The sequence below is a fragment of the Alloactinosynnema sp. L-07 genome, from assembly GCF_900070365.1.
Taxonomy (GTDB): Bacteria; Actinomycetota; Actinomycetes; order Mycobacteriales; family Pseudonocardiaceae; genus Actinokineospora.
Genome location: NZ_LN850107.1, coordinates 6,540,842 through 6,555,454, shown reverse-complemented (window position 1 = coordinate 6,555,454; position 14,613 = coordinate 6,540,842). Strand labels below are relative to the sequence as shown.

The 14,613-nt window shown below is 71.6% G+C and carries 14 protein-coding genes and 1 pseudogene; 4 read left to right on the top strand and 11 right to left on the bottom strand.

From position 1 onward, the window contains the following. Positions 1-4: 4 nt before the first annotated feature. Genes BN1701_RS29930 through BN1701_RS29920 form a run of 3 tightly spaced genes read right to left on the bottom strand, consistent with a single transcriptional unit; the run spans position 5 to position 3,072 of the window. Positions 5-1,045 (bottom strand): sensor histidine kinase KdpD, encoded by a 1,041-nt coding sequence (locus BN1701_RS29930; protein ID WP_054054365.1) that lies wholly within the window; start codon positions 1,043-1,045, stop codon positions 5-7. Next, positions 1,045-1,737 carry a response regulator transcription factor gene (locus BN1701_RS29925; RefSeq protein WP_054054363.1) on the bottom strand — a complete coding sequence of 231 codons (693 nt, stop codon included), beginning with the start codon at positions 1,735-1,737 and terminating at the stop codon, positions 1,045-1,047. The genes BN1701_RS29930 and BN1701_RS29925 overlap by 1 nt, the downstream gene beginning before the upstream one ends. A 12-nt stretch (positions 1,738-1,749) precedes the next feature. Further along, positions 1,750-3,072, bottom strand: a complete 1,323-nt coding sequence (locus tag BN1701_RS29920; RefSeq protein ID WP_054054361.1) for a hypothetical protein — start codon at positions 3,070-3,072, stop codon at positions 1,750-1,752. 142 nt (positions 3,073-3,214) lie between these two features. Between BN1701_RS29920 and BN1701_RS29915 the strand changes: the two genes are divergently transcribed. The 3 genes from BN1701_RS29915 to BN1701_RS29905 are packed head-to-tail and all read left to right on the top strand — an operon-like array spanning position 3,215 to position 5,111. After that, on the top strand, positions 3,215-3,862 hold the full coding sequence (locus tag BN1701_RS29915) for a glycosyltransferase family 2 protein (protein WP_054054359.1): 648 nt from the start codon (positions 3,215-3,217) through the stop codon (positions 3,860-3,862). After that, on the top strand, positions 3,859-4,524 hold the full coding sequence (locus BN1701_RS29910; RefSeq protein WP_054054357.1) for a DUF2064 domain-containing protein: 666 nt from the start codon (positions 3,859-3,861) through the stop codon (positions 4,522-4,524). Before BN1701_RS29915 ends, BN1701_RS29910 begins: the two co-directional genes overlap by 4 nt. Next, entirely contained in the window at positions 4,521-5,111 is a 591-nt protein-coding gene (locus tag BN1701_RS29905; RefSeq protein WP_054054355.1) for a class I SAM-dependent methyltransferase, read from the top strand. Before BN1701_RS29910 ends, BN1701_RS29905 begins: the two co-directional genes overlap by 4 nt. Before the next feature lie 387 nt (positions 5,112-5,498). Here the strand turns inward: BN1701_RS29905 and BN1701_RS29900 are convergent, their stop codons facing one another. Further along, positions 5,499-6,443, bottom strand: coding sequence for a LysR family transcriptional regulator (locus BN1701_RS29900; RefSeq protein WP_054054353.1), 945 nt, complete (start codon positions 6,441-6,443; stop codon positions 5,499-5,501). 71 nt (positions 6,444-6,514) lie between these two features. Here BN1701_RS29900 and BN1701_RS29895 point away from each other — a divergent pair, with 71 nt between their 5' ends. Then, positions 6,515-7,249 (top strand): SDR family oxidoreductase, encoded by a 735-nt coding sequence (locus tag BN1701_RS29895; protein WP_172803344.1) that lies wholly within the window; start codon positions 6,515-6,517, stop codon positions 7,247-7,249. 232 nt (positions 7,250-7,481) lie between these two features. Here the strand turns inward: BN1701_RS29895 and BN1701_RS38355 are convergent. The 7 genes and pseudogenes from BN1701_RS38355 to BN1701_RS29860 form a co-directional block, all read right to left on the bottom strand. Continuing rightward, a pseudogene (locus BN1701_RS38355) lies at positions 7,482-7,895 on the bottom strand (recombinase family protein); the annotation flags it as partial. A gap of 13 nt (positions 7,896-7,908) precedes the next feature. After that, positions 7,909-9,819 carry a trypsin-like peptidase domain-containing protein gene (locus BN1701_RS29885; protein ID WP_369800649.1) on the bottom strand — a complete coding sequence of 637 codons (1,911 nt, stop codon included), beginning with the start codon at positions 9,817-9,819 and terminating at the stop codon, positions 7,909-7,911. 20 nt (positions 9,820-9,839) lie between these two features. Next, complete coding sequence (galT, locus tag BN1701_RS29880) at positions 9,840-10,943, bottom strand: galactose-1-phosphate uridylyltransferase (protein WP_054054349.1); 1,104 nt, start codon at positions 10,941-10,943, stop codon at positions 9,840-9,842. After that, positions 10,940-11,743: a DeoR/GlpR family DNA-binding transcription regulator gene (locus BN1701_RS29875; protein WP_054054347.1), complete on the bottom strand. Its 804-nt coding sequence runs from the start codon at positions 11,741-11,743 to the stop codon at positions 10,940-10,942. The genes galT and BN1701_RS29875 overlap by 4 nt, the downstream gene beginning before the upstream one ends. A 52-nt stretch (positions 11,744-11,795) precedes the next feature. Further along, positions 11,796-13,199, bottom strand: coding sequence for a HAMP domain-containing sensor histidine kinase (locus BN1701_RS29870; protein WP_054054345.1), 1,404 nt, complete (start codon positions 13,197-13,199; stop codon positions 11,796-11,798). After that, positions 13,199-13,906, bottom strand: a complete 708-nt coding sequence (locus BN1701_RS29865) for a response regulator transcription factor (protein ID WP_054054344.1) — start codon at positions 13,904-13,906, stop codon at positions 13,199-13,201. Before BN1701_RS29865 ends, BN1701_RS29870 begins: the two co-directional genes overlap by 1 nt. A gap of 4 nt (positions 13,907-13,910) precedes the next feature. After that, entirely contained in the window at positions 13,911-14,558 is a 648-nt protein-coding gene (locus BN1701_RS29860; RefSeq protein ID WP_054054342.1) for a trimeric intracellular cation channel family protein, read from the bottom strand. Positions 14,559-14,613 lie beyond the last annotated feature (55 nt).

The window sequence follows — 14,613 nt, the reverse complement described above, 5'->3', positions numbered from 1 at the left end:
CCGCCTACGTGGCCAGGGGCAAGCGGACCTCGAATCGGCAGCCCGGCCCGTGGTTGCGGGCGTCGATCCGCCCGTGGTGGGCCTCCACCAGCCCCTTGGCGATGGCCAGGCCGAGGCCGCCGCCGACATGCTCCGTGCTCGGTGTCCGGGCCGCGCTCCCGCGGAACGCGACGTCGAAGACCCTGGTCAGTTCCGAGTCCGGGATGCCACCACACGCGTCGTCCACCAGCAGGACCGCGTCGGGGCCCTCGACGGCGATCTGCACGGCGACCGTGCCGTCCGGCGGTGTGTGCCGGATCGCGTTGGACACCAGGTTGACCACCACCCTGGCCAGTTCCGGATCGCTGCCGAGCACCACCGGCCAGGCCTTGGCCTCGGCGAGTACCCGAACGTGCTTGCGTTCGGCCACCGGTAGCTGCGCCGACAGTGCGTCGCTCACGATGTCCTGGAGTGGGACCGCCGACATCGTCAGCCGCAGCGCGCCCGCGGTGATGCGGGACAGTTCGAACAGGTCGTCCACCATCGAGGACAGCCGCCGGGTCTCGCCGCCGATGCGGTTCGCGTAGCCGGACACCTCGGACGGGGAGCTGACCACGCCGTCGGCGAGGGCCTCGGCCATCGCGCGGATGCCCGCCAGCGGGGTGCGCAGGTCGTGGCTGATCCACGCCACCAGCTCCCGCCGGGACGCCTCGGCCGCACGCTCGCGCTCGCGCGCCTCCCGCTCCCACACGCTCCGGCGGGCGATGCGGCGGCCGAGGAACACCGCGACCGGGACCACGACCAGGCTGACCAGCAGGCACACGAGCAGCATCGTGGTCAGGGTCGTGGTGAACATGAACCCGCTGATCCCCAGCACCCCGACCAGCAGCGCGGCGACGGGGATGAGCACCAGCACGGTCATCGTGGTCGCCAGCGACCCGTTGCGCAGCAGGTGCAGCAGCAGCGCGCCGACCAGCACGACGGGCAGCACCGTCAGCAGCGCGTACGGCAGGATGTGCCACAGGTGCAGCAGCATCTGGTCGAGCGCCTCGCCGGAATCGACCATCACGCGCTCCCGTCGAACCGGTAGCCAACGCCCCACACGGTGACGATCCTGGTCGGCTTCGCGGGCACGCTCTCGATCTTCTCCCGCAACCGTCGCACGTGGACGGTCACCGTCGACTGGTCACCGAAGTTCCATCCCCACACCCGGTCGAGGAGCTGCTCACGGGTGAACGCCTCACCCTTGTGCCCCAACAGGAACTCCAGCAGGTCGAACTCGCGCGTCGTCAGCGCCAGTTCGGCACCGTCCACTGTGGCCTTTCGGGCGGTCGCGTCGAGGATGAGGTCGCCGTCGACGAGGTCGGCCGCGCGGGGGGTGGGTGTGGCGCGGGACCGGCGCAGCACCGAGGTCACGCGCAGCGCGAGTTCCTTGGGGCTGAACGGCTTGGTCACGTAGTCGTCGGCGCCGAGTTGGAGCCCGGCGATGCGGTTCTCCTCCTCGCCGAGCGCGGTCAGCATGACTACCGGGATCGCGCTGCGCTGCCGCAGCCTGCGGCACACCTCCAGCCCGTCGATGCCGGGCAGCATGAGGTCGAGCACCACCAGGTCGGGCTCGTTCTCGGCGATCCACCGCAGCGCGTCCTCGCCGTTGTCGGCCAGCGAGACCTGGTGCCCGTCGCGCTCGAGGTAGCGGCGCACGACGTCGGAGACGGTGTGGTCGTCGTCGACGACGAGCACCCGGCCGGTCTCGTCCATGGGGTCCGCCTCTCACCAGTTGGTCAGGAGTACATGGTTCACCAGCAGCGCGGTCGCGGCCTGCCCGGCGAGCCACCAGCGGTGCGACCGCGCGGGCAGCAGCGCCGCGGCGGCCACCAGCCACACCGCGAACGGCAGCCAGATCCGCTCGACCTCGGACTTCGACAGGCCGGACACCGTCGCCATGAGCACCGCCAGCACCGCGGCACGGACCGCCGGCGGCACCTCGCGGAACCGGCGCAGGCCCGCCACCGCCGCGGGCCCGATGACCACGACCAGACAGGCCAGGTTCGCCCACACCCAGTACGCGTACGGCCGGTCACCGGCGATGCCCTGGTAATACCGTTCCACGACGAGACCGTAGCCGTCGAACCACCAGAAGCCGGACAGCGCGAAGGCCGCCGTCACCGCCAGCGCGCCGACGACCCCGAGCCCCAGCGTCCGCCAACTCCGGGCCGCGAACGCGACAGCCAGGGCGATCGAGCCCATCAACACCAAGCCGTAGGACAGGAACACACCGAACCCCAGCAGGACCCCGCCCGCGACCGCCGCGGCGGGCCGACGGGCACCCAGCGCCAGCAGCGCCACCCCGACCGCCGTGACACCGGCGAACAGCCCGTCCGCCGAGACACCCAGCCACACCGCGCCGGGGAACAAGGCCACGAACGGCAGCGCCGCGCGGGCCATGGCCGGGTCGCCGAGCACCCGCAGTGTCACCGGGACCGCAACGGCCACCAGGGCGCCGACCAGCACGCACACGATCGCTGACCACGTCCCGCCGAGGCCGACACGGTCGAGCCAGACGAACACCAGGGTCGCGCCCGGCGGGTGGCCCGCGACGTGGGTGATCCAAGAGTCGGGTTGGAAGTCGAGGATCCGATCGGTGAAAGTGCGCAGCATCGCGGGGATGTCGGTGATCCCTGGCACCGCGCTCAGGTACTCGTCGCGGGTGGTGAGCCTGCCCGCGACGCCGTGGTCCCAGCCGTCGACCGCGGCCAGGGCGAACGTCCACGCGACAGAGAACGCGTACGCCGAGCCCAACGCGGCCCGCCACCGCAGCCGGGCGGCCAGTTCCGGACCCCAAACAACCGCACCGAAGGCCAGTAGGACGGCGAAGGGCGTGCCGGGACCGACGTGCGGCTTGACCTCACCGAGGATCGGCCACTCGCCGAAGGCCGCGGGTGCGCCGGGAAAGTGGGCGTCGCCCGCGAGCCTCAGGTCGAACGCCCAGCCGACACCCAGCGCGAACGCGAAGAGCAGCGCCCCGGCCGCCGCGGCGAGAAGGTCCGATCGGTGCGGGGACAGGCGGGGGCGTGGCGGCGAGAGCACAGGCACGGATCAACCGTAGGACACCGGCGGGCCGCCCATCGGCCGCGGACGCGATCCGTCAGCAGTCTGTAAGGTCTGGCCAGGTGTCATGATTTGGTAAGCACCACAACGGTTTCCGACTGTCCAACGCGGACCTAATGTGCTTGGCATGGACCCAGTCGATGTCGTGTTGCCTTGCCTCGACGAAGCCGCCGCACTTCCCGCCGTGCTCGCCGCGCTGCCGGCAGGATACCGCGCGATCGTGGTTGACAACGGATCTTCCGACGGGTCGCCCGAGGTCGCCGCCCGGCTCGGCGCGACCGTCGTCCACGAGCCGCGCAAGGGCTACGGCGCGGCCGTGCACACCGGCCTGGAACACGCCACCGCCGACATCGTCTGCTTCCTTGACGCTGACGGCTCGCTCGACCCGGGCGACCTGCCGAGACTCGTCGCGGCCCTCGACGGCGCCCGACTGGCTGTCGGCAAACGGATCCCCACGGGCCGCGGCGTCTGGCCATGGCATGCCCGCGCGGGCAACGCGGTCCTGGCCGCCCTGATGCGTGGACGCGGGCTGCCGGTGTCCGACATCGCGCCCGCGCGCGCGGTCCGCCGGGCTGACCTGCTGGCGCTGGGCGTGCGCGACCGGGCGTTCGGCTACCCGCTGGAACTGCTGATCCGGGCCGCCGACGCGCGCTGGCCGGTCATCGAACTCGACGTGGCCTACCGTGCGCGGGCCGCCGGGACGAAGTCGAAGGTGTCCGGCTCGGTGCGGGGCACTCTGCGCGCCGTGCGCGACATGACGCGGGTGCTGCGATGAGCCGCGTGCTCGTGGTCGCCAAGGCCCCGGTGCCGGGCCAGGCCAAGACCCGGCTGAGCCCGGCCGCCAGCCCCGCGCAGGCCGCCGACATCGCGGCCGCCGCCCTGCTCGACACTCTCGACGCGGCGCTCGCCTGCGCGTGCGCGGGGGTGGTGGTGGCGTTCACCGGCTCGTTGACGGAAGCCGCACGCGGCCGGGAGCTGGCCGCGTCACTGCGGCGGTGCACGGTGATCCCGCAGCAAGGAGCGAACTTCCCCGAGCGACTCGCCGCCGCCCACGCCGACACCGCGGCGCGGTTCCCCGGCGAGGCCGTGGCGCAGATCGGTACGGACACCCCGCAGGTGACGCCCGGCGATCTCGCCGACGCGTTCGACCGGCTGGCCGACGCCGACGCCGCGCTCGGCTTCGCCAGCGACGGTGGCTGGTGGGCGCTGGCCCTGCGCGACCCCCGCGCCGCCGAAGTCCTGCGGCACGTGCCCACCTCACGGGCGGACACGGGCCAACGGACCTGGGAAGCGTTGCGAGACCTCGGATCACGGATCGCGCTCTTACCCGTCCTGTCCGATGTAGACACCATGGTGGACGCGGTGGCTGTGGCGGCCAAGGCACCGGGAGGCCGCTTCGCCCAAGCCGTGGCCAGGGTGGAGCTGGTCCGGCCATGAGCGGGTTCACCGCGGGCCTGCTCGGCGTGGCCTGCTGTATTGAACTGGCCTCCGGCGAACGGATCGAGCTGCCGGTCGACCGGTGGCACGCCGACGCGGACCGGTCCGACGCGCTACTGCTCGACCGGTGCGCCGGCCCGACCCTGGACGTCGGGTGCGGGCCCGGCAGGCTCACCGCGGCACTGGGAATCGGCCTCGGCGTGGACGTCTCCCCGGTCGCCGTGGCGCTGACCAGGGCCAGGGGCGCGGCGGCGCTGCGCCGCGACGTCTACGAGCGGCTGCCCGCCGAGGGCCGGTGGCGGCACGCGCTGCTGGCCGACGGCAACATCGGCATCGGCGGCGACCCCGTGCGCCTGCTGCGGCGGGTCTCCGCGCTGCTGGCCCGCGGCGGGAGCGTGCTGGTGGAGGCCGACCGGCCGGGCACCGGACTGCGCCCGACCCTGGCCAGGGTGGACGGCGGCGCCTGGTTCGACTGGGCACTGGTCGGCGCGGACTCGGTGCCGCCCGCCGCGGCCGAGGCGGGGTACGACGTGCGTTGGATGAGCGAGCACAGGGGCCGCTGGTTCGCCGAGTTGGTACGCCCTTGACGCGCGCCCCGCTGTTCCGCTTCCCCGCCTGACGAGCGGGCGATCGCCCGGAGCGGCTCTACCGCGTCACCCAGGAGGCCAGCCGGGATATGAGCGAAACCGGCAATGAGCTTCCAAAGTTGCTGGTCGGGGCAGATGCACTCCGGCCTCGGGGATCAATGGAACCGTGATTGGCGCTGAGATTGATCATGGTCTCGGCTCCGATATCCCGGAAGGGATCTTCCGCGCAGGGGTTCGAGTGAAGCCAAACTGATCCGGCGTCAGCCCGGCTACCCTCCGGCCCGTGCCGGTTGAGCTCTTACTGATGAGCAGGAGGCGTACTGACGGTTCGTATCGGGGCGAGGAAAGAAGCGCGTGGTCGGCGCGATCAGGGATTGAGTATGCCGGTCAGGCCAGTGCGGTCATGTGGTCAGGGTGGTGGGTGGCGACGTCGTGGGCGGCTTGGACGAAGGTGGCGACGGCTGTGGATCGCGAGGTCTCCGGCCAGGCGACCATGACCGCGCTGGGGCTGAGGCCGGTGACCGGCCGGTATGCGATGTCCGGGCGCTGGTGCCGCTCGGTGGTGGAGCGTGACAGGAACGCCACCGCCTGCCCGAGCGCGACCACCTCCAGGAGTTGCTCGACGCTGGACACGAGCGGCCCCTCAGGAGTGTCAGCCGGCGCCAAGCCTGTGTGGCCATCGCCGGCTTCTGCGCCGTCGTATCCGGTGTGGTAGGCGGTACTGGAGGGGGCGGCCCCCTTCCAGCGCGGGATCGGTTCGCCGTTGAGGTCGGTCAGCCGCAGTCGCCTGCGTCCGGCCAGGCGGTGCGCGGCGGGGAGGACGGCCAGTCGCGGCTCGACCACAAGTGTCTGGAAATCCAGCCCTTGACCGTCGAACGGGCTGCGCAGCAGCGCTACGTCGGCACGGCCGTCCCGCAGCATGGCGATCGGCTCTCCGCTGCCGCCGACGACGACTTCAGGCGGCGGCAGGTGCGGACTCGTTCCCCGGTAGGCGGCGAGGATCTCCCGCAGCAGCCCGGCATCGCCTCCCGGTTTGACCGCCACGACGAGCTGGGGTGTCGGCTGACCGGCCCGGCGTGCTCGCCGGGCCGCCGCGTGCACCGCGTCGACCGCGACCCGGGCCTGGTCGAGCAGCACCCGACCGGCGTTGGTCAGCTTCACCTGCCGGGTGGTGCGCTCCAGCAGGCGTACCCCGAGCCGGGACTCCATCTGAGCGATCGCCTTCGACAGCGGGGGCTGTGCCATCCCCAGGCGTTGCGCGGCCCGGCTGAAGTTCAGTTCCTCGGCGACCGCGATGAAGTACCTCAGCTCCCGCACCTCTAGCTCACTCATATCTGTGGACTATAGATCCAGAGTCTTCTGGTCTTTCCCTGCCGCCCGTGGGTAAGGGGAGGCTGGGCGCCATGACGACTTCGCAGAAGCTTGCTCTGATCACCGGCGCGAACAAGGGCATCGGCAAGGAAACGGCGCGCAGGCTCGCAGCCCTCGGCATCACCGTCCTGATCGGCGCCCGCAACGCCGAGCGTGGCGAGGCGGCGACCGAGGAGCTTCGCGCGGGCGGCGCCGACGTACGGTTCGTTCCGCTGGACGTCACCGACGAGACCTCGGTACAGGCCGCCGCCCAGCACATCGACGCCACGTTCGGCCGCCTCGACATCCTCATCAACAACGCCGCGATCGCCGCCGAACCGCAAAAGCCGAGTGAAACCCCAGCCGCTACCGTTCGGCAGGTCTACGAGACCAACGTGTTCGGCGTCATAGCGGTGACCCACGCCATGCTCCCCCTGCTCCGCCGCTCCGCCGCCGCACGCATCGTCAACATGTCCAGCGAACTCGGCTCCCTCACCCACCTGGCCGACCCGAGCAGCCCGTGGTCCGCCTACTCCTCGATCCTCCTCCCTTACTGCACCTCGAAGAGCGCGCTGAACTCGATCACCGCGCTCTACGCCAATGAACTGCGCGCCGAAGGGATCCTGGTCAACGCGGTGAGTCCCGGCTACTGCGCGACCGACCTCAACCGCCACACCGGGATACGCACGGCGGAGGAGGGCGCGGCCGTGGCGGTTGACCTGGCGACGGCGGGCGAGGACGGCCCGGCGGGCGCCTTTTTGGCCGAGGACGGGCCGATTCCCTGGTGAGACCATGCCGCGCCGTCTCCGCCCAAGCCTGCCGGGTGTCTTCAACCCCCGCCGTGACGATCACTCGGATGACGGTGGCGGGTGAGGGGTGCTGGCCCTTCTTCGCGCCGGTGGTGATGACGAGGCGTTTGGCGACGTCGCGCAGGCTTATCTCCTGCTCGCGCAGGTGGAGTGCGATGGACAGCATCGACTCGTCGGTGACGCCCGGGCCACCTTTCGTCTTGCCACGCTTGCGGGCGGACTCGTGGCCCTCCAAGGTGCGGTCGTGGATGTACTCGCGCTCCATGCCCGACATCGCGGCCAGCACCGTGAACACAATCCCGGACGGGTCGTGCGAGCCCTTGAGTGCGCCTGTGAGGAACTCCAGCCCGATATCGCTCGCCTGCGACTCTGCGGCGAGCATGGCGAGTTCGATGCCTCGGCCGAGTCGCTTGTGCTCGTGGACGACGGCGACGTCGGAGGAACGGATCTCCCCGGCGTGCATGACGGCGGCCTCCAACTCGGGGCGCCGGGTGGCGCGTGGGACCTTCTCCGAGAATGCGACGTGACAAGGAGCCGCAGCGGGCGGGCGAGGGTTGCTATCCGTCCGCTTGCGACTCCTGTGCCCGGCTCCCCTGCGAGGAGCCCCAGTCCGGTTCGGGGGCAGCGAACCGGAGTGTCTATTTGGGCTCGACGGCCTGTCCCGCGAGCGTTGCTTCGACTGTACGCGCCCCGTCGCCGATTACCAGCTTGACTTTGTCGCCAGGGGCCTTCGAGCGGACGGCGGCGACCAGGGCGTCGGATGTCTCGATCCGGCGCTCGTCGAGCATGGTGATCACGTCGCCGGATTTCAGGCCCGCGCGCTCGCCCGCGCCGCCGGAGACGACCTCGGAGATCAGGGCGCCGCCGTCGGGACTGTCGCGGACGCTGACGCCGAGGACGGTCTGGGTGGCCTTGCCGGTCTTGACGATCTCGTCGGCGGTGCGGCGGGCCTGGTCGATCGGAATGGCGAAGCCGATGCCGACCGAGCCACCCGCGCCCGAGCCGGATCGCGGGCTGTAGATGGCGGAGTTGATACCGACGACCTGGCCCTGCATGTCGACCAGCGGACCGCCCGAGTTGCCGGGGTTGATGGCGGCGTCGGTCTGGATGGCGTCCATGACGGTGGCCTGGCTGCCGTTCTCGCCGCCCGCGCGCGTCGGCCTGCGCAATGAGCTGACGATTCCGGACGTCACCGTGCCCGAGAGTTCGAACGGCGAGCCGATCGCGACGACGCTCTGGCCGACTTTCAGGTCGTCGGAGCGGCCGAGTTCGACCACCGTGAGCCCCGATACGCCCTCGGCCCGCACGACGGCGAGGTCGGACGACGGGTCGCGGCCGACGATCTCGGCCTTGGCCTTGCGGCCGTCCTGGAAGACGGCCACGATCTCCCCGCCGTCGGCGGCGGCTTCGACGACGTGGTTGTTCGTGACGATCAGGCCGTCGCCGCTGATGACGAAGCCGGACCCCTCCCCCGCGGAGGACCGACCCCGGACCTGGAGTTGCACGACGCTGGGCAGCACCTTCTGCGCCACGGCCTCCACCGACCCGGCGGGCGCCGGGGTCGAGGCCTGCTTCGCGGGCTTGGGCGCGTCGAGCGCGGTCGCCGACGAGCCGGGTGACCGGGAGTCGGCGACGAGGTATCCCCCGGCGGCCCCCGCCGCGCCGCCGACGATCAGCGCGAGGACGGTCATCCCCGCCACCAGCCCACCGGCCCGCCTACGCGGCTCATCGGCGGGCCGCTGCGGCGGGAAGTGCTGAGGCGGCCGGTAGGTCGGCGCGGCCTGGGTGACGTGGGGCGGGGCGTACGGATTGGCCACGGGCTGCCCCGCATAGCTGTGGTGGCCGGTGAACGCGGTGCCGAACAACACCTGTTCGGAGCCCGTCGCGGTGCCGGCGGTGAACGACGCGGGCGCCGCATCGGCACCCGAACCCGCAGGCGCCGACCGCTCGGCGGCGATTAGCGAAGGCGCGGCCTCCGCTGGATGCGGCTGGGCCCCCGGCTGGTCGGCGGCGAACAGCGCAGGCGCCGCCTCCGCCGGATGCGATTCGGCGCCCGAGGGCTCGGCGGCGAACAGCGAAGCAGCCTCCGCCGGATGCGGCTCAGCGCCGGGCTGGTATGCGGCGGACGGCGCGGGCGCGGCTTGCGCGGGATCCGGTTCGGCGGGCGCGTCGTCTGGCTGAGATTCGACGACGGAGGAACCCGGCGCACCGATTTCTCGATCAGGCGTGTCGTTGGGCCATTCCGGCCCTCCACTACCAGTGGAAGCGACCGGGGCTGATGCCCCGGCGGAGTCCGGGTGGTCGGGGCCCTGCACCCCGACCACCCGTCCACCGGTTTCCGGAGCGGCGAGGCCCTGCACCTCACCGACACCGTGGTCCGGCCCCGGTCGCGTGGGGCCCTGCTCCCCGTGCGACCGAGGGTCGAACGCCTGGTGATCTGGGCCCTGCACCCGTCCCACCAAGTTCCCCGACTCCCAGGCGGCCTGAGCCGACCATGGGCTGACTGGAGTGGCCTCCTGGCCGAGTTCGCCAGGCCTGTCGTCCGTCATGTTCCCTACCTTGCGCCACTCTACTGAGAGGCGCCTGAGACCGTCCTGTGTGAAGGCCGAGAACTGGTCAACCTCACAGCGAGGTCCTCCGGCGTCACATCGTTGATCCACACGCCCATCGCGGACTCTGAACCGGCAAGATACTTCACTTTGTCCGCCGTTCGCAGCACCGAGAACACCTCCAAATGGAGCCAAGCCAGGTCTCGGTCGCGGTGGACCGGGGCTTGGTGCCACGCGGCGATGTAGGGAAGCTCACGCTCGTAAAGGCCGTCCAACATGCCCAACACAGTTCGGTAAACCTCGGCGAAGTCGTCCCGCTCGGCGGGCGTCAGCGCGGGCAGGTCCGGGACCTGGCGGTGCGGCACCAGGTGCACCTCGACCGGCCACCGCGCCGCCGCGGGGACGAACGCCGTCCAGTGCGCGGAGTCCACCAGTACCCGGGTGCCCTCGGACCGTTCCGCGGTCAGGACGTCGGCCATGACGTGCCTGCCGTGCTCGGCGCGGTGGTCGGCGGCCACGCGCAGCATCCGGTCGGTGCGCGGAGTGACGAAGGGGTAGCCGTAGATCTGGCCGTGCGGGTGGCTCAGCGTCACGCCGATCTCGTCGCCGCGGTTCTCGAACGGGAAGACCTGTTCGACACCGGGCAGCGCGCCCAGCGCGGTGGTGCGGTCGGCCCAGACGTCGACCACGGTGCGGATCCGGCTGACCGGCAGGTCCCCGAAGGACATCGAGTGGTCGTCGGTGAAGCAGACGACCTCGCAGCGGCCGATCCCCGGGGCCGCGGGCACCAGCCCCGACGCGGACGACGCCGCCGCGTTCTGCGCGAAAGAGGGGAACCGGTTCTCAAAAACCACCACGTCGTAGCCCGGCTCGGGGATCTCCGTCGGCGTGCCCGGAGTGGACGGACACAAGGGACACAGCCCGGCGGGCGGCTTGTAGGTGCGGGTCTGCCGGTGCGCGGCGATGGCCACCCACTCGCCGGTCAGCGGGTCGCGGCGAATCTGGGAGCGGTTCACCGCGGTCGGGAGGTCGCGCGAGTCGACCGCGGTGCGCTCGACGACCGATGTGTCATCGAAGTACCAGATCTTCCGACCGTCGGCGAGCCCGCGTTCGGTCCGCCTCACCCCTCACCACCGGCGGCGGCCGGGCTCGGCACGCTCGCGATGACCAGTTCGCCGACCTGCTCGGCCAGCACCTGATGTGCCTCCGGCGCGATGCCATCGTCGGTGACCAGGACGTCGGCCTCGGCGAGGTCGGCGATCGTGGAGATGCCGATGACGCCCCACTTGGTGTGGTCGGCCAGCACGACCAGCCGCCCGCCCGCCTCGACCAGGGCGCGGTCGGTCTCGCATTCGTCCAGGTTGGGTGTGGTGAACCCCGCGCGTTCGGACATGCCGTGGACGCCGAGGAACACCACGTCCAGGTGTAGCGACCGCAGCGCCTGCACCGCGACCGGGCCGACAAGGGCGTCCGACGGGGTGCGCACACCGCCGGTCAGCACGACGGTCCGGTCGGGCCTCCCGTCCTGGCGCAGCACGTCGGCGACCGGGATGGAGTTGGTGACCACGGTCAGGTCGGGCACGTCGGCGAGGAAGCGGGCGAAGGTCCAGGTGGTGGTGCCCGCCGAGATCCCGATGGCGGTCCCTGGCCGGATCAGCCCGGCCGCGCGCGCGGACACGGCTTCCTTCTCCGGCAGCGCGCGGACGGACTTGGCCTCGAAGCCCGGCTCGTCGGTGCTGCGGCCGACCACCGAGGTGGCGCCGCCGTGCACCTTCTCCAGCAGGCCGCGCTTGGCGAGCACGTCGAGATCCCGCCGGACGGTCATGTCGGACACGCCCAGCCGCGTGACCAGGGCGTGCACCTGAACCGCCCCGGTGCGGCGGATCTCGTCGAGGATCAGCTCCTGGCGCTGACGTGCGAGCACAACAGAATTCTACAAGGTCCAACGCTTGATTTTGTTAGAGGGCGTCTGAGAACTACTCGGAGCTGCCCGGCAGGCGCATCGCCATCAGCGCGCCGCCATCGGCCGAGCGGCTGGCGAACACCGACCCGCCGTGCCGTTCGGCGGCCTGCTTGACGATCGCCAGGCCCAGCCCGGAGCCGGGCAGCGTGCGCGCCTCCTGCGAGCGGTAGAACCGGTCGAAAACGTGCGGCAGGTCGGCGTCGCTGATGCCGGGCCCCGCGTCGGCGACCTGCAGGAACGCGTAGCCGTCGCCGGTGGGCCGCAGGTCGACCCGGACCGTGCCGCTGGGCGGGCTGAACTTCACCGCGTTGTCGAGCAGGTTGAGCACGGCCCGCTCCAGCGAGGCGGCGTGGCCGACCAGGTGCCAGGGGTGCAGCCGGACGTCGAAGACGATGTCGCCCGCGCGCCTGCGGGCCCGGTCGAGCGCGGCTTCCACGACCTCGACCAGTTCGACGTGGTCCTGCACCAGCGGCGCGGCGTCCTCGCGGGCGAGTTCGACCAGGTCGCCGATGAGCTGGGTCAACTCGTCGAGCTGGGCGCGCAGGTCGTCGTGGATCTCCACCCGGTCGCGCGCGGACAGCGTTGGCGCGCCGGGGGCCTCGGAGGCCAGCATGAGTTCGAGGTTGGTGCGCAGCGAGGTCAGCGGGGTGCGCAACTCGTGACCCGCGTCCGCGACGAGTCTTCGCTGTCGCTCCTGAGACTCGGCGACGGCGCCGAGCATGGCGTTGAAGCTCTGCGTGAGGCGGGACAGCTCGTCGTCGCCCGCGACCGGGATCGGCCGAAGATCACCCGTGTAGGTGACCCGCTCGGCCGCGGCGGTGAGCCGCTGGACCGGTCTGAGACTGCCCCGCGCGACCGCCGTCCCGGCGATGGCGGCCACGATGATCCCGGAGCCGCCGATCACGATGAGCACGACGGCGAGCTTGGCCAGCGTGCTCTTGGTCGACTCCAGCGGCTGGGCCAGCACCAGCGCGGTCGGCTTGCTGAAGAACGGGTACTTCACCGCGAGGACGCGGGTGTCGCTGGCCTCGTCGGTGCGGAAGGAGGTGGTCCGCGCGCCCGAGGCGACCTTGAGCTCGTCGTCGCCGATCGGGGGCCGCTCGACCGGGCGGTCGAACGCCGAGGCGCCGCTGTCGTCAATGACGTCGAACTTGATGTCCGAGAGCTCCAGGAAGAAGCTCGGGATCTCGGTGCGACCCTGGCTGACGACCTGGGTGTTGTCGACCAGCGCGTCCGCACGCGCGAGCAGGCTGTCGTCGACCTGCTGGTAGAGCCCGCGATAGACCGTGATGTACGCGCCGAGGGAGACGAGCGCCACCGCTCCGCCGACACACATCGCCGCCAGCAAGGTGATTCGGGTGCGCAAAGAGACGCGCTGGGGTGTCGCCTGCGGTTCGGCCGTGGTGCCGTAGGTCATCAGGGAGGCGTCTCCCGCATGACGTAGCCGACCCCGCGCACGGTGTGGATCAGCCGGGTCTCACCCTCGGCCTCGGTCTTGCGCCGCAGGTAGCCGACGTAGACCTCCAGCGCGTTGCCCGAGGTCGGGAAGTCGTAGCCCCAGACCTCTTCGAGGATGCGGCCGCGGGTGAGCACCTGCTTGGGGTGCGACAGCAGCAGCTCCAGCAGGGCGAACTCGGTGCGGGTGAGGCTGATCGCGCGCTCGCCCCGGCGCACGTCGCGGGTGCCGAGGTCCATCTCCAGGTCGGCGAAGCGCAGCGCGGCGACGTCGCCCGCGCCGGGGACCTCCGGGGTGGCGCGGCGCAGCAGCGCGCGCAGCCTGGCCAGCAGCTCCTCCAGCGCGAACGGCTTGGGCAGGTAGTCGTCGGCGCCCGCGTCGAGCCCGGCGACCCGGTCGGAGACCAGGTCGCGCGCGGTGAGCACGAGGATCGGCAGGTCGTCGCCGACGCCGCGCAGGCGCCTGCACACCTCCAGGCCGTCGAGCCTGGGCATCATGACGTCCAAGACCATCGCGTCCGGGCGGGCGCCGCCACTCTCGGTGCCGAGCACCGACTCCAGTGCCTGCTGGCCGTCGCTGGCGAGGTCTACCTGGTAGCCGTTGAACTGCAGCGACCGCCGGAGGGACTCGCGCACGGCCCGATCGTCGTCGACTACGAGAATGCGCATGTCGTCAGTGTTCCCTGCCCTGCTGAGATCCGCCTGAGAGTTCGTCGGACACGCCGCGGGCGACCGGCGCGTTCCACCGCCGCCACAGCGCCAGCACCCGGATCGTCACCACAAGCGTTGCCCCCACCGCGGTGACCAGCACCGACGGCAGGTCCAGCCGGGTGCCCACGACCACGACCACCCCGCCGGACAGCGCGGCGATGGCGTAGATCTCCCGGCGCAGCACCAGCGGGATCTCCCGCAGCAGCAAGTCGCGCAGGGCGCCGCCGCCGATGCCCGCGGTCATCCCGATCAGGCACGCGGTGTAGGCGGGCACGCCGGTGGCGAGCGCGGTCGCCGTGCCGGAGACGGTGAACAGGCCCAGCCCCACCGCGTCGGCGAGCAGCACGGCCTTGCGCAGCCGCGCGACCTGCGGGTGGAAACCGAACACCGCCAGCGCGGTGGCGATCGGGACCACCAGGTACGGCCAGTCGCGCAGGGTCGTGGGCGGGGTGATGCCCAGCAGCACGTCGCGGATGATGCCGCCGCCGAGCGCGGTGGTCATGCCGAGCACGACCACCCCGAACACGTCGAGCCGCGCCCGGACGGCGGCCAGCGCGCCGGAGGCGGCGAACACCGCCAAGCCCATCAGCTCCAACACGACGATCAGCACGAGTGTGCAGGTTACGCGGGCCGCGTCGCGCCTGCCGCTGGTCGGCTACCCCCTT